Annotated in this window: 18 protein-coding genes and 1 riboswitch; of the genes, 6 read left to right on the top strand and 12 right to left on the bottom strand. The window is 75.8% G+C overall.

What is annotated here, in order from left to right; all coding sequences use genetic code 11:
* Positions 1 to 9: 9 nt before the first annotated feature.
* The 6 genes from CBZ_RS13400 to nrdI all read right to left on the bottom strand — a co-directional run bounded on the left by CBZ_RS13400 (position 10) and on the right by nrdI (position 8,023).
* A complete protein-coding gene (locus CBZ_RS13400; protein ID WP_130782026.1) occupies positions 10 to 2,556 on the bottom strand; it encodes an ABC transporter permease in 2,547 nt (848 codons plus the stop codon).
* A complete protein-coding gene (locus CBZ_RS13405) occupies positions 2,556 to 3,353 on the bottom strand; it encodes an ABC transporter ATP-binding protein (protein WP_130782027.1) in 798 nt (265 codons plus the stop codon). The genes CBZ_RS13400 and CBZ_RS13405 overlap by 1 nt, the downstream gene beginning before the upstream one ends.
* Before the next feature lie 88 nt (positions 3,354 to 3,441).
* Positions 3,442 to 4,107 carry a hypothetical protein gene (locus CBZ_RS13410; RefSeq protein WP_130782028.1) on the bottom strand — a complete coding sequence of 222 codons (666 nt, stop codon included), beginning with the start codon at positions 4,105 to 4,107 and terminating at the stop codon, positions 3,442 to 3,444.
* Positions 4,108 to 4,190: 83 nt separating this feature from the next.
* The gene (locus tag CBZ_RS13415) at positions 4,191 to 4,874 is read right to left on the bottom strand and encodes a SanA/YdcF family protein (protein WP_246013368.1); all 684 of its coding nucleotides are present in this window, start codon (positions 4,872 to 4,874) and stop codon (positions 4,191 to 4,193) included.
* 173 nt (positions 4,875 to 5,047) lie between these two features.
* Complete coding sequence (locus tag CBZ_RS13420; protein ID WP_130782029.1) at positions 5,048 to 7,495, bottom strand: beta-galactosidase; 2,448 nt, start codon at positions 7,493 to 7,495, stop codon at positions 5,048 to 5,050.
* A 99-nt stretch (positions 7,496 to 7,594) separates the two neighbouring features.
* A complete protein-coding gene (nrdI, locus tag CBZ_RS13425) occupies positions 7,595 to 8,023 on the bottom strand; it encodes a class Ib ribonucleoside-diphosphate reductase assembly flavoprotein NrdI (RefSeq protein ID WP_130782030.1) in 429 nt (142 codons plus the stop codon).
* Between the two features lie 127 nt (positions 8,024 to 8,150).
* Between nrdI and CBZ_RS13430 the strand changes: the two genes are divergently transcribed.
* The gene (locus CBZ_RS13430; RefSeq protein ID WP_130782031.1) at positions 8,151 to 9,215 is read left to right on the top strand and encodes an aminoglycoside phosphotransferase/kinase family protein; all 1,065 of its coding nucleotides are present in this window, start codon (positions 8,151 to 8,153) and stop codon (positions 9,213 to 9,215) included.
* A gap of 70 nt (positions 9,216 to 9,285) precedes the next feature.
* Here the strand turns inward: CBZ_RS13430 and CBZ_RS20930 are convergent, their stop codons facing one another.
* The 6 genes from CBZ_RS20930 to CBZ_RS13465 are packed head-to-tail and all read right to left on the bottom strand — an operon-like array spanning position 9,286 to position 12,736.
* A complete protein-coding gene (locus CBZ_RS20930; RefSeq protein ID WP_165446769.1) occupies positions 9,286 to 10,212 on the bottom strand; it encodes a hypothetical protein in 927 nt (308 codons plus the stop codon).
* Positions 10,209 to 10,814, bottom strand: coding sequence for a SigE family RNA polymerase sigma factor (locus CBZ_RS13445; protein ID WP_246013370.1), 606 nt, complete (start codon positions 10,812 to 10,814; stop codon positions 10,209 to 10,211). Before CBZ_RS13445 ends, CBZ_RS20930 begins: the two co-directional genes overlap by 4 nt.
* Before the next feature lie 50 nt (positions 10,815 to 10,864).
* On the bottom strand, positions 10,865 to 11,242 hold the full coding sequence (locus CBZ_RS13450) for a VOC family protein (RefSeq protein WP_130782034.1): 378 nt from the start codon (positions 11,240 to 11,242) through the stop codon (positions 10,865 to 10,867).
* Positions 11,243 to 11,271: 29 nt separating this feature from the next.
* Positions 11,272 to 11,637 carry a fluoride efflux transporter FluC gene (locus tag CBZ_RS13455; protein ID WP_130782035.1) on the bottom strand — a complete coding sequence of 122 codons (366 nt, stop codon included), beginning with the start codon at positions 11,635 to 11,637 and terminating at the stop codon, positions 11,272 to 11,274.
* Positions 11,634 to 12,179, bottom strand: coding sequence for a fluoride efflux transporter FluC (locus CBZ_RS13460; protein WP_218022768.1), 546 nt, complete (start codon positions 12,177 to 12,179; stop codon positions 11,634 to 11,636). The genes CBZ_RS13455 and CBZ_RS13460 overlap by 4 nt, the downstream gene beginning before the upstream one ends.
* Positions 12,176 to 12,736 carry a universal stress protein gene (locus tag CBZ_RS13465; protein WP_246013372.1) on the bottom strand — a complete coding sequence of 187 codons (561 nt, stop codon included), beginning with the start codon at positions 12,734 to 12,736 and terminating at the stop codon, positions 12,176 to 12,178. The genes CBZ_RS13460 and CBZ_RS13465 overlap by 4 nt, the downstream gene beginning before the upstream one ends.
* Positions 12,737 to 12,776: 40 nt before the next feature.
* Positions 12,777 to 12,851, bottom strand: a riboswitch (Fluoride riboswitch).
* 95 nt (positions 12,852 to 12,946) lie between these two features.
* Here CBZ_RS13465 and CBZ_RS13470 point away from each other — a divergent pair.
* From CBZ_RS13470 to CBZ_RS13490, 5 genes are all read left to right on the top strand, one after another.
* Positions 12,947 to 13,915, top strand: a complete 969-nt coding sequence (locus CBZ_RS13470) for an SPFH domain-containing protein (RefSeq protein WP_130782038.1) — start codon at positions 12,947 to 12,949, stop codon at positions 13,913 to 13,915.
* A gap of 10 nt (positions 13,916 to 13,925) precedes the next feature.
* The gene (locus CBZ_RS13475; protein WP_130782039.1) at positions 13,926 to 14,165 is read left to right on the top strand and encodes a type II toxin-antitoxin system antitoxin; all 240 of its coding nucleotides are present in this window, start codon (positions 13,926 to 13,928) and stop codon (positions 14,163 to 14,165) included.
* Between the two features lie 89 nt (positions 14,166 to 14,254).
* Positions 14,255 to 15,100, top strand: a complete 846-nt coding sequence (locus tag CBZ_RS13480) for an SDR family oxidoreductase (RefSeq protein WP_130782040.1) — start codon at positions 14,255 to 14,257, stop codon at positions 15,098 to 15,100.
* 59 nt (positions 15,101 to 15,159) lie between these two features.
* Complete coding sequence (locus CBZ_RS13485) at positions 15,160 to 15,615, top strand: MarR family winged helix-turn-helix transcriptional regulator (RefSeq protein WP_218022769.1); 456 nt, start codon at positions 15,160 to 15,162, stop codon at positions 15,613 to 15,615.
* A gap of 16 nt (positions 15,616 to 15,631) precedes the next feature.
* Positions 15,632 to 16,618, top strand: coding sequence for a hypothetical protein (locus CBZ_RS13490; protein ID WP_130782042.1), 987 nt, complete (start codon positions 15,632 to 15,634; stop codon positions 16,616 to 16,618).
* Positions 16,619 to 16,722: the final 104 nt, after the last annotated feature.

The following is a 16,722-nucleotide window of genomic DNA, read 5'->3' on the forward strand; positions in this document are numbered from 1 at the left end:
CCCGGCGGGTCACTCGTACGCGACCGCGTCCAGCACCTTCATCCGGGCCGCGCGGGTCCCGGGCCAGAGCGCCGCGAGCACCCCGACGACGACCGCGAGGACGAGCATCCCCGCGAGGCTGCCCCACGGGATCACGAGGGTCGACAGGCCCTCGTCCGCGAAGAGCGTCGGCAGCGTCGAGGCGAGCGCGACGCCCACCACGAGCCCGAGGACCGTGCCGAACACGGCCGTCAGGACCGACTCGACGGTCACCGTGCCCGCGAGCTGCAGGCGGCCCAGGCCGACGGCCCGCAGCAGCCCGATCTCCCGGGTCCGCTCGATGACGGACAGCGCGAGGGTGTTGACGATGCCGAGGACCGCGATGACGACCGACAGGCCGAGCAGCGCGTACAGGATGACGAGCACCTGGTTGACCTGGTCGGCGAGGCTCGACACGAACTCGTCGCGCGTGAGGACCGACACGACGACGTACGGCGCGACGGTGTCCGCGACGGCCTCCTGCAGCTCGGCGGTGCTCGTCCCGGCGGCGGCGGACACGAGGATCGTGTCGACCTGCTGCTGCTCGGGCGGCACGAGCGTGTCGAGGACCTGCTGGTCGACGACGAGCGGCGAGCCGAGGACGTTCGTCGTGAAGACGGCCACGACGGTCAGGTCCTGCGGGCCGTCGGTGCCGCCGACCGTGACCGTGTCCCCGACGCCCCATCCGTGCTCGTCGGACGCGGCCTCCAGGACCGCGACCTGCCCGGCGCCGAGCGAGTCGAGCGACCCGTCGACGACGTCGACCTCGACGGACCCGCCGAGCGTGCCGTCGTCCAGTCCGATGACGTACTGGACGGCGGGCGCCTCGTCGCCGGAGGACACGGCGAGCGGGGCGAACGCGATCGCGTCGGACCGCCCCGCCTCGGGGAGCGCCGCGACGTCCTCGACCGCACCGGCGGGGATGACGTTCGTCGCGGACCGCACGACCACGTCGGCGTTCGTCTGGGCCTCGACGACCCCGGCGACGGACTGCTGCGCGGTGACGGCGATGACGGACACCGCACCGACGAGCGCCATCCCGATCATGAGCGCGCCCGCGGTGTTCGCGGTCCGGCGCGGGTTGCGCACGACGTTGCCGCGCGCGAGCCGCCCGACGGGCCGCAGGAGCTGCACGAACGGCCAGGCGAGGACGCCGACGGCCGCACGCGCCACGGTCGGCGACAGCATGAGGACGCCCACGAGCACCCCGGCGGCGCCGACGCCGAGCAGCTGCTCCGCGTTGTCCGCCTCGGGCCGCAGCATCGCGACGGCGAGCGCCGCACCGCCGAGCACCGTGACGGCGAGCCCGCCGACGGCCCGCCAGCGCAGCGACCGCTCGGGGGTCGCGACGTCGTCGCGCATGGCCTCGACGGGCGGGACGAGCGCCGCACGCCGGGCGGGCAGGGCCGCCGCGAGCACGCTCACGACCGTGCCGACGACGAGCGACACGACGATCGTCGTCGCGTCGACGGGGATGTCGCCCACGAGGTCCATCCCCGCGGCGCCGAGCCCGACGCGCAGCACCGAGACGAGCCCGAGGCCGCCCGCGACGCCGAGCGCCGACCCGACCAGGCCGACGACGGCCGCCTGCACGAGGACCGACGAGAAGACCTGCACCGGCGACGCCCCCACGGCGCGCAGCAGCGCGAGCTCACGCATCCGCTGCCGCACGGACATCGCGAACGTGTTCGAGATGATGAACGCACCGACGAACAGCGCGATCCCCGCGAAGACCAGCAGGAACGTCGTGACGAACCCGAGCTGGCTGGCGATCTCCTCCTTGTTCTCCGCCCGCAGCGCGTCACCCGTGACGACCTCCAGGCCGTCCCCGGCGAGGGGCTCCAGACGGTCGACGAGCTGCGCGGCCGACGTGCCCTCCGCGGCGTACACGGCGATGTCGCCGACGCCGCCCTCGGGCGCGAGGACGTCCAGCCCGGTCTGCTCGTCGACCAGCACGATCGTCGCGCCGGCCATCGGACCGCCCAGGTCCACGCGACCGACGACCTCGACCTGCGTGACCTCGCCGCCGAGCACCGCGTCCGTCGTGTCGCCCACGGACAGGCCCGACGACTCGAGCGTCGCCGACTCCAGCGCGACCTCGCCGGCCCGCTGCGGGCCACGGCCCTCGACCACGTCGAGCGACGGGTCGTCAGGCACGTACATGACGGCGAACGACGGGGCCTGCGTGCTCTGCACGGCCGTCCCGTCGGCGCCGACCAGCACGATCGGCCCCTGCACGCCCGCGACGGCGTGCGCGACGCCGTCGACGGCGGCGACCTCCTCGACCAGGTCCCGGGGCACGCTCTCGCCCTTGGCGGTCGCCGTGCCGGTGCCGACCGACGAGCCGTCCGCCTGCTGCACGCGCACGTACGCGTCGGCGGGAGCCGCGGCGTCGACGATCCCGTCGAACGTCGACGACATCATCGTCCGCAGCGCGAACGTGCCCGCGACGAACGCGACGCCGAGCGCGACGGCCAGCAGGGACAGCAGGAACCGCACCATGTGCGCGCGGATGCCGCGCAGCGCGACGCGGCCCATCAGAGGACCGCGGGCTGGGCCGCCGGCAGCACCGGCGAGCCGTTCGACGCCGCACGCGCCGGGCGCAGGGCCGCGAGCGCGGCGAGGACCGAGTCGGGCGTCGGGTCGACGAGCTCGCCGACCAGGCGGCCGTCGGCCAGGAACAGGACCCGGTGCGCGTACGACGCGGCCGTCGGGTCGTGCGTGACCATGACGACGGACTGGCCGAGCTCGTCCACGGACCGGCGCAGGAAGCCCAGCACCTCCGCGGACGACGTCGAGTCGAGGTTGCCCGTCGGCTCGTCCGCGAACACGACCGCGGGCCGCGTCACCAGGGCACGCGCGCACGCGACACGCTGCTGCTGGCCGCCCGACAGCTCCGACGGCTTGTGGTCGAGGCGGTCCGCGAGCCCGACGGCCTGCACGACCGTGTCGAGGTGCGCCTTGTCGACGGGGCGGCGCGCGATGTCGAGCGGGAGCGTGATGTTCTCCAGCGCCGTCAGGGTCGGCACCAGGTTGAACGCCTGGAACACGAACCCGAGGCGGTCGCGGCGCAGCTTCGTCAGCCGCCGCTCGTTCATGCCGCTGACCTCGAGGCCGTCGACGACGACCGTCCCGGCGTCCGTGCGGTCCAGGCCCGCCATGCAGTGCATCAGGGTCGACTTGCCCGACCCCGACGGCCCCATGATCGCCGTGAGCTCACCGCGGCCGAAGTCGACGTCCACCCCCGCGAGGGCGTGCACCGCCGTGTCGCCCTTGCCGTACGTCTTGACCAGGCCCCTCGCACTCGCGATCGGGGTCTTCTGCTGGCTCGTCATGGTCCTCCACCTCACTGCACGTCCGACGTCCGGTCCCGTGACGATCGTCCCGTCACCCGGTTGCGCGCGACATCGGTGACGTCCCTGGTCAGCCCCTGGTCCGACCCTGAGCGTCGGGGTCCGCCGACCCCGGTCGCTGGGCCGGTCGGTACGGCTCCTCACGCACAGCGTGCGCCACGACGAGCTTGAGCACCATGACCGGGCCGAACCACGCCAGCCCTTCCGGGGTGTCCACGAGCGGGGCGGCGACGAGCGCGACCGCCGCGACCCCGAGCGCCACGGGCCGCTGCAGGTACACCGGCACCGACCGGACCAGCACGACCCCGCCGAGCGGCACCAGGTACCACCACAGCGCCCACACCCACGACGCGTCCGGCACCGCGACCGCCAGCACGAACGGGTGAACATGCATCGCCGTGAACGCCAGGTGGTCGTGCAGCACCCGGTCGAGGCGCGTCACCGGCGGGTCGAGCGGCGCGTGGTACAGCCGCTTCGCCGACCCGAGCGCGTTCGCCGCGACCCCGCCCGTCACGTCGAGCGTCACGAGCAGGACGACGAGCCACGTCAGCCACGACCACGACGCCGGTGCCGTGACGACCAGCGCCGCGACGCACAGCGCCGTCGTCGCCCACACGACCACCCGCTCGCCGCGCGTCGCGCCCGTGCCGAGCAGCCAGTCGCGCGGCCCGGGCGGCACGACCCAGTCGACCGGCACCGCGGCCGGTCCGGGTCCTCCCCTGCGGGTCTCCTCCATGTGCGGCCCTCCCCCTGTCCCGTCCACCCTCCCCCGGCGGGCCTGCGGGTGCGCGGCGGACGACGACCGGCGTGTCGGGCCGGTCAGCCGGCGGGGCGGGTGGCGGAGGTCAGGGCATCGTCCACGCCCGACTCGCGCGGGCCGCCGTGCACGGGGGCACGCCCGGTCACCGCGTCGAGCGCCGCCCGCAGGGACGCCGGCACCTCCCGCACCCGGTAGACGACGGCCTTCGCGGGCTCGACGCTCGCCGCCGACACCCCGACGCCCGTGACGTCGATGCCCGCCGCCCGGCACGAGAACAGCATCCGGCGCAGGTGGTACGACTGCGTGACGACGACCGCCCGGTCGACGCCGAACACGTCGTGCGCCCGGACGCACGTGTCGTGCGTGTCCAGCCCGGCGTAGTCCCGGACGACGTGGTCCGCCGGGACGCCCTGCTCGACGAGCCAGTCGCGCATCGCGGTCGGCTCGTCGTGCCACGGGGTGCGGTTGTCGCCGCTGACCAGCACCACCCGGACGGTCCCGTTCGCGTACAGGTCGGCGGCGGCGTCGAGGCGGCGGCGCAGGTAGGTCGAGGGGGTGCCGTCGGGCCGCAGCCCTGCCCCCGGCACGATGACGACGGGCGTGTCGGGCACCGCGTCGAGCGACCCGCGCACGAGCGTCTGCCCGCCGCCCTGCACGACGACGACCGTCGCGACGAGCACCCAGGTCAGCGCCACGGCGGCGGCCAGCACGACTCGTCGCCCCCGCACCCGCGCGTCCCTCACGGCGGCGATGCTAGACGCCCCGCGCCCCGGCCGGACGTCGATCCGCCGGACGCGCCCTCCACGCCCCCCCCCGACGTCGCCGAGGTCGTCACTTCCGGCCGAGGTCGTCACCTGTAGCTCACGAGCTCGGCCGGAAGTGACGAACTGGCCGGCGATCGGCGGGGGCGAGTGGGTCAGGTGAGGGGGGACGTCCAGAGCGTCGTGCGGGTGAGGGCGGCCGCGTCGAGCGCAGCGAGGGGGCCGTCGACCGAGCGGCGGCGGTCGGCCGCGTCGGCGGGGAGCCAGACGGCCGCGTCGCGGTGCAGGGGCAGGACGCGCAGCGTGACGCGGTCGTCCTGTGCGCCGGGCAGGACGTCGAGGTCGACGTGCCACGGCGTGCCGTCCCAGAACCGGTCGGCGACGACGACGCCGTCGACCAGGAGCTGTGCGACGTCCCCCGCCCACGCGACGTGCAGGTGCCGGACGGTGCCGTCGACGGGCCGCCCGACGTCCACCAGGCGGTGCTCGGCGGCGAGGTCCGCGACGGTCGCGGCCGACGGCGCCGACGCCCGACCCTCGTGCGACCCGTAGGACGCCTGCGGCGCACCCCCGGCCCGCACCGCCACGACGGTGACGGCCCAGGCGCCAGGCTCGTCCGTCCCACGACCTGTCGATCGCAACGCGACCGGGCCAGCACCCGCGGGCACGTCCTGCGCGGTCGGCGCGTCCTGCGCGGCGCGCAGCCGTGCGGCGTCGATCGCGGCACTCCCGTCGTCCGACGGGGTCGGTGGCAGGGGAGCGGCGGTGAACGTCAGGCGCTGCCAGCCGGTGGTCGTCCAGCGGTGCACGACCGGGGTGGCCGACGCCCGCACGACGACGTCCGTGCCGTCGACCCACAGCGGGTCGACGCTGCGCAGCAGGACCCGGCCGCCGGGGCCGTCGACGACCCACACGCGGTCGGCGTCGGCGGCGCCGACGACGAGCACCCGGCCGACGGCGGTGCCGTCGGGGCCCTCGGGACCGTCGGTGAGCGTGACGAGCCCGCCGGTCCGGTCGTCGAGGACGTGCACGCCGGGCGCGTCCGACCAGGCGCCGCCGGTCACCGTGACGGCCGGGTCGACGGCCACCTCGACGGGCACCCCGGCGGAGGCGAGCAGGACGAGGGTGCCGTCGGGCAGGGTCGTGAGCGCGGACGCGGTGGCCCAGCGCAGCCGCACCCCGCCGACGTCGAGCCCGAAGGGCCAGCGCGTCAGGGTGCCGGGCGGCACGTCGACGGGGCGCGACGGGAGCACGAGCGGGCCGTCGGGCAGGTCGACCTGCACCTGGACGCCGCGCAGGGTCGGCAGGGCGACGTGCGGCTGGTGCCACGCGAGCATGACGAACCCCGTGCCGCCTGCGGACCGGACGGCCCAGCGCAGGGTCGCGGAGTCGTCGACGCCCGACGGTCGGACGTCGGGCAGCGTGGACGGCATGGCCGCGAGCGCCGGGCCGAACGCGGCGAGGAACGCGTGCTGGGTGCGCAGGGCCGCGTGCGACGGCGCGAGCAGCCCGGCCGCGCCGACGGGCGCGTGGAAGTCGTAGTCGAACGTCGGCAGGTCGTTCGGGTAGCCGGTCGCGTGGGACTCCTGCAGGTCGGGCCCGGGGTTCGTGCCGCCCGCGTACATGTAGTAGCCCTGCCAGGCGGAGCCCGCGGCGATCTTGGTGTGCGCGACGGTCGCGACGTCGAGCGCGGAGGGCACGGGACGCCGGTGGTAGGTCGTCGCCATGCCGCCGCCGAGCTCGCACGTCGCGGGCGGGAAGGCGGTGTCACGGTCGACCGTCGCCGCGGACGGCTCGTCGTCGCCGCGCACGTCGGCGCCGATCCCGGGGTCGTTCCACGTGTGCGACACCTGGTAGTGCGCGCGGAACGTCGCATGCCAGCCCTCGTCGGCGTCGACCCAGAACCCGTCGCCGTACCCGCCGTACAGCGGCAGGACCTCGCCGGCCGGCAGGTCGGCGCCGCCCCACGCGGTGGCGGTCCACAGCGGCGCGTGCAGCCCCGCGTCGCGTGCGAGGCGCTTGAGCGTCACCAGGTGGCCGGGCTGGTCGTAGAGCTCGTTGTCGAGCTGGATGCCGATGACCGGGCCGTCGGGCCCGCACAGGTCCGCGAGCTGCGCGCCCAGCCGCCCGAACCACTCGCGCACGAGGTCCAGGTAGGCGGGGTCGTCGGTGCGGTGCGCGACGGGCGCGTCCTGCACCCAGTCCGGGAAGCCGCCGTTGCGGACCTCCCCGTGGCACCACGGCCCGAGGCGCAGCACGACGCTCAGCCCGAGCTCCGCACAGGTCCGCACGAACGCGGCGACGTCGAGCCCGTCGTCGAACCGCGCCTCGCCGCGCACGGGCTCGTGGTGGATCCAGACGACGTACGTCGCGACGACGTCGACCCCGCCCGACCGCGCGAGCAGCAGGCGCTCGCGCCACCGCGACCGCGGCACGCGGGAGTAGTGCACCTCCCCCGACACGGGCACCCACGGCACACCGTCGCGCTCGACGGACCGCGACGTCAGGGCGAACCCCGGCCGGCGGTCGACGTCGTTCGCCATCGCGGGACGCGTCGGCGGCTCCGCCCAGCCGGTGGGGCGGACGCGCAGCGGGTCGGGCACGGCGGGGCTCCTCGGGGGCGGGCCGCTGTCGGCGGCTGCTCGGGCGGTGCGGGCAGCACGCCGTCGGCAACCTTCGCACGGCGCGCCCGCGCGCGACCGTCAGTCGGCGTGCGCGGCCGCCAGGGCGTCGTCGAGGTCCGCGAGGATCTGGCCGGCTCTCTCGACGTCCCACGGTGTCCCCGCGAGCTCGAACTCGAAGAGCACCGGGCGGTGCGAGCGCTCCGCGATCTCCCGGCACGCCATCTGGTAGTGCGTGCCGAAGTTCCGGTTCCCCGACCCCATGACCCCGACCATCGAGCGCCGGTTCACGGGCGACCGCAGGAACCGCCGGACCGCCTCCGGGATCGTGTCGTTCGCCGGGTTGCCCGTCTTGTACGACGGCGTGAGCAGCACCCACGGACCGTCGACCTCGGACAGCCGGTGCGCGCGCTCGGCCAGGTTGTACGCGGGCCGGCCGAGCCGCTCCGCGAACGACCGGACCAGCCCCGACGTGGACGAGTAGTAGTAGATCGGCGTCTGTCGCGGCACACGCCATGCTCACCCGTCGCGGCGGCCGACGCCTGGGACTCCCGACCCGCGACGACCCCACCGACCGCGGTGCGGGACACCGCCCAATTCGATGGCGACCGGGACGACCCGGGCGCACCATGCGGGGATGCTGACCCTGCCGGAGATCCGCGACGTGCGCGGCGCCGTCGACGACGCGTGGCGCTCGCCCACCGCCGACGCGGTCGCGGCCGCGTGGGGTCTGCCACCCGGGTCGGCCCTGTTCTGGCGGTCGTCCGCCGCGCACGTGGCCGTCGTCCCCGAGGGCGTCGACCGGCGGGGCGTGCTGTACGTCCGGTGGGTGCCCGAGCACGCCGCGGGGGCGCGCCGGTTCGCGCACGGGACCCTCCTGCACGCGCGGCTGTCCGCCGACCACGCCGACGTCGCCGCGCTCGTGCCGTCCCGCTCCGGCCGGCTGCTGGAACGGCTCGACACGCCCGTCGGCCCGGCCCTCGCCGCCGTCGTCCGCCGCGTCGACGGGGACGACCTCGACGTCGACGACCTCAACGACGAGGTCGCGTCCACCTGGGGACGGGCGCTGGCCCGCTTCCACGCCGACGCCGCCCGGCACACGGACGTCGCGCAGCCCGCGGCGGCGCCCCCGTTCACGGTCCTCACGGCGTCGGCGGACGCCGAGGTCGCCGCCGCGGCACGCGCGCTCGCCGCGTCGCAGCCGGGCGGGTCGGACGGGCACGACGGGTACGACGGGTACGACGGGTTCCGCGCGACCGCCGCCCGCACGGTCGTCGGGCACGGCGACCTCGAGCTCGACAACCTGCGCTGGCGCGGGCTGCGGCCGACGTGCTTCGACCTCGACGAGGCAGGGCTGCGACCCGCCGCCGCCGACGTCGCGTCCGCCGTGCGGGACCTGCTCGGCCCCGACCCCGCACGGCCCGCGCACCCCGCACTGCTCGACGCGTTCCTCGACGGGTACGGCCGCGCGTCGGGCGACGTCGTCACGCCGCACGCGCTGCTGCCGCACGTCGCCGCGATCGCGGCCGAGCAGCTCGTCGACCTGGAGCGCGTCCTCGCGCGCGGACCCGACCCGGCCGGCAGCGGCGGCGCCCCCGACGCCCCCGACGAGGCGTGGCTCGTCGACCTCGCCGCCCACCTGCGGGAGCACGCGACCGGGCAGCGAGCCGTGCTGCTCTCGGCGGCGAGCGCGCTGGCCTAGCGTCCGGACGTGGGCCGCGCGGCGCGCCGACGACCGCTCTGACGGGCAGGTCGGCGATCGAGCCCCCGGGTCAGCAGGTCTCCCAGGTGAGGCACCCGGCCATCTCGATCGTCGGCTCGAGCGGGATCTCCTGCGTCGCGTGCTGCTCGACGTAGACCGTGCGCCCGCTCGGCTCGTCCCGCTCCAGCAGCAGTCCCGTCGACGGGTCGCCGACCCACCGGACGTCCCCCTCGTGCGCCCGGTACTCGAGCACGCGGCCGCTGCGCCCGGTGGAGTCCTCGCCGTCGGCGACCGCCGCACCGGGCAGGCCCGCGGCGACGTCCCACAGGGCCAGGCGCAGGTCGGCCGGCAGCGTCCCTCCGCTCATGAGCAGGTCGTGCACGCGGGTGAAGACCTTCTGGTCGTCGGTCCCCTGGGCACGGTCGGGCTCGATGCTCGCGTAGAGCACCGCAGCGAGCGCGGCGGGGGACGTGGGGAGGACGGCGGGGTCGCGCAGCATCTCGACCCACTGCCCGTCGATGCGGAACCGGCCGAGGACGTCTCTCGGGCCGAACGCGCCGGGCGCGGTCAGGTCACCGTCGTCGATCCACAGGCCCGCCCGCTCGGTGCTCGACCACGTCTCCCGCACGTGCGTCCCGTCGGAGGTGGTCGTCTCCGTCCGCGCGTACCAGTAGGTCGGCACAGTGGGTGTCGTCGGGGCGGTCGGTCCGGCGCTCGTGGTGCTCGTCGCGTGCGGCGTCGGCGCCGCACCGTCGGTCCACGACGCCGCACCGGTCCACGCCGGTCCGCGCCGGGGGAACGGGTCCCAGCCGAGGCCCGGCGCAGCCCATGCCCCGGCGACGACGACGACCGCGGCGGTCACGGTCAGCGCCACGGAGCGGGAGACGGCGCGTCGGGTGCGGGCCCGCCGGACGACCCGCTCGGGGTCGACGTCGAAGGCCGGGACGACCAGGTCGGCGCGGGCGCGCAGCCGGTCGGCGAAGGTCTCGTCGCTCATCGTCCGCTCCTCGTCGCTCGGGTCCCGCCGGTGGCGTCGTCGAGGTCGCCCATGACGTCACGCAGCCGCGCGAGGCTGCGCGAGGCGGTGGACTTCACCGTCCCGACGGAGATGCCGAGGTCGTCGGCGACCTCGCGCTCGCTGAGGCCCTCGAAGTGCCGCAGCACCACGACCCGCCGCTGCCGGGCGCTGAGGGTCGCGAGCGCCCGGACGAGCTGGTCGCGCTGCGCGACCCTCTCGGCGTCGGACGGCCGCCCGGAGTCCGGCACGTCCGGTGGGGCGACGAGGACCTCCCGGCGTCGTCGTCGCCACGTCTCGATGCGCTGGTTGGCGAGGGCGCGCCGCGCGTACGCGAGGGGGTCGCGCTCACGCGCGCGCGGCCAGGCCAGGTACGTCCGGACCAGTGCGCTCTGGACGAGCTCGTCGGCCTGGTGGACGTCGCCGCACAGCAGCCAGGCCGTGCGGGTCAGGGCCGGTGTGGCCGACCGGACGAACGCGGTGAACTCCGTGTCGCGACCGGCGGGGGTCACGAGGACGAGCTCCTCGCGGGCGCCGGTGGCGTCCGGCTGCCCGGCGGCCCCGGCGACGATCGACATGCTCATGCTCTCTACACGCTCGGGGACGGCGGAAGGTTGTCCGCCCGGCGGGTCCGTCAGCGTGCCGGCGGCTGGATGAGGTCCCACGCCCCGCCGTACAGGTCCTCGAAGACCGCGACGGTCCCGTAGGGCTCGTGCCGCGGCTCCTCGCGGAACCGCACGCCGTGCCCGAGCATGCGGGCGTGCTGCGCGGCGAAGTCGTCGGTCTCCAGGAAGAACGCGACGTCGTCGCCGGCCTGCCGTCCGACCGTGCCGTCCCCGCCGAGCGCGAGGACGAGCCCCGTGCCGCCGTCGGCCGGCCCGACGACGACGCGCCGCCAGCCGCCGTCGAACGTCTCGTCCTGGCGGACGACGAACCCGAGGGCGTCGACGAAGAACGCGAGCGCCTCGTCGTGGTCGCGGACGAGGAAGGTGACGTCACGGAGCCGGATCATGCGGCGAGCCTAGGACCGCCCGGTCGCCCTCACGCCGCCCCGAAGACCAGCCCCAGCGCGGCCGCCCCGAGGCTCGCGACGAGCATCCCGGCCGCGTGCACGACGGCCGCACCGGTACGCCCGGCGAGGACCAGGCGCGCCGCCTCGACGCTCGCGGTGCTGAACGTCGAGTAGCCGCCCAGGAAGCCGACGCCGAGCACCGTGCCGAGCGAGCCGTCGCCGGTCCGGGTCGAGAGCCAGCCGGTGAGCAGCCCGAGCAGGAAGCACGCGGTGAGGTTGACGAGGGCCGTGCCGAGCGGGACCGACAGGCGGTTGTGCCGCGAGACGAGCGTGTCGAGCAGGAACCGGGCGGACGCGCCCGCACCCCCGGCGACGGCGACGAGCAGCAGCGTCATGCCGTCACCCGCCCGACCCGGTCACCGCGGTCGTCGCGGTCGTCGCGGTCGTCGCGGTCACCCGGCCCGACCCGGCGGGGCCGGCGCACCTGGGTGGCAGCGCGGACCCCGAGGACCGCGAGCGCGATCCCCGCGACGACGCTCACGACCGCGTACAGCAGCCCGACGGCGGCCTGCCCGTCGCGCAGCAGCCGGTCCACCTCGAGCACGAAGGTGCTGTACGTCGTGAAGCCTCCCAGGATCCCGGTGCCGCACCCGACCCGGACGTCGCGACGCCACCCCGTGTCCTGCCCGGCGCGTGCGAGCACGTGCAGCAGGACGCCCAGCACGAACGAGCCGGCGAGGTTGATCGCGAACGTGACCCACGGCCACGCGGGCGCCTCCGGGGCGAACGCCTGCTCCAGGAGGGCGCGGGCGCTCGTGCCGACGGCCCCGCCGACGAAGACGAGCGCGGTCAGGCGGACGAGCGGGATCCTCGACGCCGGTACCGGCGACGCGGGCGTCCCGGCGGGTCCGGGCGCTGGCGGCGTGGGCGGCGTCACCGCCTCCACGGGCCACCGCCCTCGGCCCAGTCGACGACGTCGAGCGGCACGACGAGCACGGGCCGGTGCTGGTGGTGGGTGAGGTGCGCGGCGACGGATCCCTCGACGAGCTCGCGGAGGTGGGCGCCCGCGCCGTGGGTCCGGGTCCCGACGACGAGGACGGCCGCGTCGACGGCGCGCGCGAGGTGCGTGAGGGCCCGATCGGGGCGGCCGGCGAGGTAGTGCAGGTCCCACGGGACGTCGGCGTCCTGGAGCACGGCGCCGAGCTCGGCGCGCAGGGCGTCCTCGGTGGTGCGCCAGCGGTCGTCGGCGGTGTCGGGGTCGACGGGCGCGTGCTGGACGGTGCCGTCGGGGTGCTCCTCGACGACGTAGCGGGTGGGGTCGACGTAGGCGAGGTGCAGCCGGGCGCCGGCGGCCCGGGCCCACGACGCGGCGGTGAGCACGACGAGGGGGTGCTGGTGCGGGACGACGCCGACGACGGCGGGGCGGCCGGCGAACGGGGTCATGCGCTCGACGGCGGGCTGCGGCACCGACGGGGGTCGTGGTGGTCGCGTCACGGTCCGGCACCTCCTGCGGGCGTGCTCCTGCCCGCCGTCCGACGAGTCAGGAACCATCAGCCGCTGCGGCGGTTCGGGCGCTCGCGTCCCGGCGGGATCCATCGCCGTCGTCCAGCGTACCGGCCGTGACTGCAGCGGCCGGGGGACTGTCGGCGACGTGAATTAATCTGATAGCGTTTTGATATCCCAGCGACGTCGAAGGAGCCCCACATGACCGACAGCCCCGTCCCACCGCAGGAGTCGACCGGCGGCGAGCCCACGGGCCGTCCCGTCGGCCACAGCGGGACCCGCGTCGAGGTCGCCGAGCGCGAGGCGTGGTCCGGCGGGCCCGGTCTCGCGCTGCTCGTGCTGCTGCTCGCGTTCGCGATCCTCGCCGGCGGCATCGCGTGCTTCGTGGTCGCCGCCTCGGACGAGTCGACCGCGGGCCTCTTCGCGACCCTCGGGATCCTGCTGAGCATCCTCTGGTTCGTCCCGCTGGGTGCGCTGTCGGTCATCAGCCCTGGGCAGACGCGCGTCGTCCAGCTCTTCGGCCGCTACGTCGGCACGATCCGCCGGACCGGCCTCGTCGTCGCGATGCCCCTCACCTCGCGCAAGAAGGTGTCGGTCCGCGTCCGCAACTTCGAGACCAACGAGCTCAAGGTCAACGACGCCGACGGCAACCCCGTGAACATCGCCGCGATCGTCGTCTGGCAGGTCGCCGACACCGCCCGCGCGACGTTCGCCGTCGAGGACTACACCGACTTCGTGCGCGTCCAGTCGGAGTCCGCGCTGCGGCACGTCGCGATGTCGCACCCCTACGACCACGCCGACGCGGGCGAGAACAGCCTGCGCGGCGCGACCGACGTCGTGTCCGCGGAGATCGCGACCGAGGTCGCGGCGCGCGTCGTCATCGCCGGCGTCGAGGTCGTCGAGGCCCGCATCTCCAACCTCGCGTACGCCCCGGAGATCGCCCAGGCCATGCTGCAGCGCCAGCAGGCGGGCGCGATCATCGCGGCCCGCGAGCGCATCGTCGACGGCGCCGTCGGGATGGTCGAGCAGGCGCTCGGCCGCCTCGAGTCCGAGGGCCTGGTCGTCCTCGACGACGAGCGCAAGGCCGCGATGGTGTCCAACCTGCTGGTGGTGCTGTGCAGCGACAGCCGCGCGACGCCCGTCGTGAACACGGGCTCCCTGTACACGTGAGCGTGGCGTCGTGAGCCCGTCGGACGAGGAGCGGACCGCAGCAGCACCCGAGCGCCGTGCGGTGCTGCTGCGGCTCGACCCCGCCGTCCACGCCGCGCTCGCCCGCTGGGCGGCGGACGACCTGCGCAGCGTCAACGCGCAGATCGACCTGCTGCTGCGACAGGCCCTCAAGGGAGCGGGACGACTGCCGTCGGACGCCGCCCCCACCCGGCCGCGCGGGCGACCGCGCAAGCGCCCGGACGACGACTGACCAGCTCCGCGGTCCGGGTCGCGCCCGGCTCGCCGGACCGCGCCCGCGTGCTCACGATGGGACGCAGACCCGCACCCGCAGGAGGTCCCATGCCCGCCCTAATCGCCGTCACCGGTGCGACCGGTCACCTGGGCGGGCTCGTCGCCCGCCACCTCGACGCGGCGGGGCGGCCGCTGCGCCTGCTCGTGCGCGACCCCACGAGCCCGCGCATCCCCGCCCTGGGCTCCGTCACCGATGTCGCGGTCGCCGACTACGCCGACCCGGACGCCGCCCGTGCCGCGCTGGAGGGCGTCGACGTCCTGCTCATGGTGTCGGCGCACGAGAGCCCGGACCGGGCGCGCGACCACGCGACGTTCGTCGACGCGGCCGCCGCGGCGGGCGTCCGCCACGTCGTCTACACGTCGTTCGCGGCGGCCGCGCCGGACGCGACGTTCACGCTCGCGCGCGACCACTTCGCGACGGAGCAGCGGATCAGGGCGTCGGGGATGGCGTGGACGTTCCTGCGCGACACGTTCTACCTGGACTTCGTGCCCGACCTCGTCGGTGCCGACGGCGTCATCCGCGGGCCGGCGGGCGACGGCCGGTGCGCGTTCGTCGCGCGGGCGGACGTGGCCCGGGTTGCGGCCGCGGTGCTGCTCGACCCCGCGGCGCACGCGGGCCGGACCGAGGACCTCACCGGCCCGGAGGGGCTGTCACTGGCCGACGCCGCGCGCATCGTCGGGCGGGCGCGCGGCACCGAGGTGACGTTCCACGACGAGACGCTCGACGAGGCCTACGCGTCCCGCGCGGTCTACGGCGCGCCCGACTGGCAGGTCGACGCGTGGGTGTCGACGTACACGGCGATCGCGAGCGACGTCATGGCCCGCCCGACCGACGCCGTCGAGCGGATCACCGGCACGCCCCCGCTGAGCCTGGACCGCCTCCTGCGGGCGTGACGTCACCCGTCCGCGCGAGGCCCTGGCGAATCCTTTAGCACTCAAGTATGTTCGCGGTCGTGAGCGACGACGCGAACGCACCCCTGACCGCCCAGGAGGAGGACCTCCTGCGTGCGCTCGCGCGGCTCGTCGCGTTCGTCCCCCGCGCGTTCGAGGCCGACCTCGGCCGGGCCGAGCACCTGTCGTGGACCGAGTACCTCACGCTCATGCACCTGTCGGACGCCCCCGGGCACGCGCTGCGCATGGGCGAGCTCGCCGCCGCCACCGCCCTCACCGTCGGGCGCATGACCCAGGTCGTCACCCGGCTGGAGTCCCAGGACCTGGTCCGGCGCCGCCCCGCCGAGACGGACCGCCGCGGGCAGGTCGCCGTGCTCACCCCGACCGGCGTCCGACGGCTGGAGGCCGCCCGGCCCGCGCACGTCGCGAGCGTCCGGCGGCGCCTGCTCGACAAGCTCGACGGCATGGACCTCGCGACCTGCACCGAGGCGCTCACCCGCCTCGGCACCGACACCTGACCCCGGACGGAGACCGATGACGACCACCGAGGCCGGCACGAGCGAGTACGACCGCTTCGGCCCCTGGATCGACGAGGTGCGCACCCCGCAGGACGTGCCGCGCCTCTACCGCGACCACCCGCTCGACCTCGACACCGCCCGCCTGGTGCTCAAGGTCCCCCGCAACATCGCGCGCCGCGACGCGACCGCCGACATGGACCTCTACGACCACCTGCTCGTCCTCGACGACGTCGGCCTCACCGCCCTGTCGCGCCGCACCGGCGGGCCCGGGACGTCCGCCAAGGACGCCGAAGGGTACGACGTGCGGGTCGCGCCCTACCGGTCCGTCGTCGCGCTGCTCGACGTCGTGAGCCTGCTCGACGCCACCCTGACGATCGTCACGACCGACGGCTCGACCCTCGCGGTCCGCTACAACGGCTCCGCCCGCGACAACGTCCGCCGCCTCGTCGACGAGATCCGCGCCGCCACCACCGCCGCCGCCCCCAGCCCCGTCGGCCGGGCGCTCCTCGACGCGGGCCGCACCGCCGCCGCGCACAGTGCCGCCCTCACGCTCGGGAACGACGACGTCGCCCTCGTCAGCGACGTCCGCGAGGTGCGCCGCCGCCTGCCCGACCTCACCCCGTGGACCTGGCACGGGCGCCGCCGCGTCCACCCGCAGGGCGGGGGCGCTGCGGGCGTCGTCCGGGCCGCCTGGCACGCACTGTCCCCCGCGACCCTGCACGCCGCCGTCCTCGCCGGCGACGACCACGCCCTCGAGATCGTCGCCCGGCACGCCTGGCTGGTCCGCGGCCGCGCACCCGTGCACTCCCTGTCGCGCCTCGTCGTACCCCTCGCGGTCATCGACGACGTGCGAGTCGTCGCGCACCCCGCCTACCGGGACGTCGTCGTCGCGACCCTGCACGTCGGCGGCACGACCCTCGACCTCGCCGTCCCGGACGGGTCGGGCGCACACCACCTGCTCGCGGGCGTCGCCGACAGGCCGGCAACCCCGCGCACGTCATGAGCCTCTCCGACGCGCTCGCTGCTTCGGCCCCGCCAGGACCGGCCGCTCCCACCGCTCCGGGGGCTTGACTCGCGCCCTGACGTGGCCCGCCACGACGACGGCCC

Source organism: Cellulomonas biazotea, assembly GCF_004306155.1.
Classification (GTDB): Bacteria; Actinomycetota; Actinomycetes; order Actinomycetales; family Cellulomonadaceae; genus Cellulomonas; species Cellulomonas biazotea.

Excerpts from the sequence above, each read along its gene's own strand:
- CBZ_RS13490 (WP_130782042.1), top strand. The coding sequence starts at position 15,632 with ATGACGACCACCGAGGCCGGCACGAGCGAGTACGACCGCTTCGGCCCC.
- CBZ_RS13430 (WP_130782031.1), top strand. The coding sequence starts at position 8,151 with ATGCTGACCCTGCCGGAGATCCGCGACGTGCGCGGCGCCGTCGACGAC.
- CBZ_RS13480 (WP_130782040.1), top strand. The coding sequence starts at position 14,255 with ATGCCCGCCCTAATCGCCGTCACCGGTGCGACCGGTCACCTGGGCGGG.
- CBZ_RS13445 (WP_246013370.1), bottom strand. The coding sequence starts at position 10,814 with ATGAGCATGTCGATCGTCGCCGGGGCCGCCGGGCAGCCGGACGCCACC.
- CBZ_RS13450 (WP_130782034.1), bottom strand. The coding sequence starts at position 11,242 with ATGATCCGGCTCCGTGACGTCACCTTCCTCGTCCGCGACCACGACGAG.
- CBZ_RS13410 (WP_130782028.1), bottom strand. The coding sequence starts at position 4,107 with ATGGAGGAGACCCGCAGGGGAGGACCCGGACCGGCCGCGGTGCCGGTC.
- CBZ_RS13400 (WP_130782026.1), bottom strand. The coding sequence starts at position 2,556 with ATGGGCCGCGTCGCGCTGCGCGGCATCCGCGCGCACATGGTGCGGTTC.
- CBZ_RS13470 (WP_130782038.1), top strand. The coding sequence starts at position 12,947 with ATGACCGACAGCCCCGTCCCACCGCAGGAGTCGACCGGCGGCGAGCCC.
- CBZ_RS13455 (WP_130782035.1), bottom strand. The coding sequence starts at position 11,637 with ATGACGCTGCTGCTCGTCGCCGTCGCCGGGGGTGCGGGCGCGTCCGCC.
- CBZ_RS13405 (WP_130782027.1), bottom strand. The coding sequence starts at position 3,353 with ATGACGAGCCAGCAGAAGACCCCGATCGCGAGTGCGAGGGGCCTGGTC.
- CBZ_RS20930 (WP_165446769.1), bottom strand. The coding sequence starts at position 10,212 with ATGAGCGACGAGACCTTCGCCGACCGGCTGCGCGCCCGCGCCGACCTG.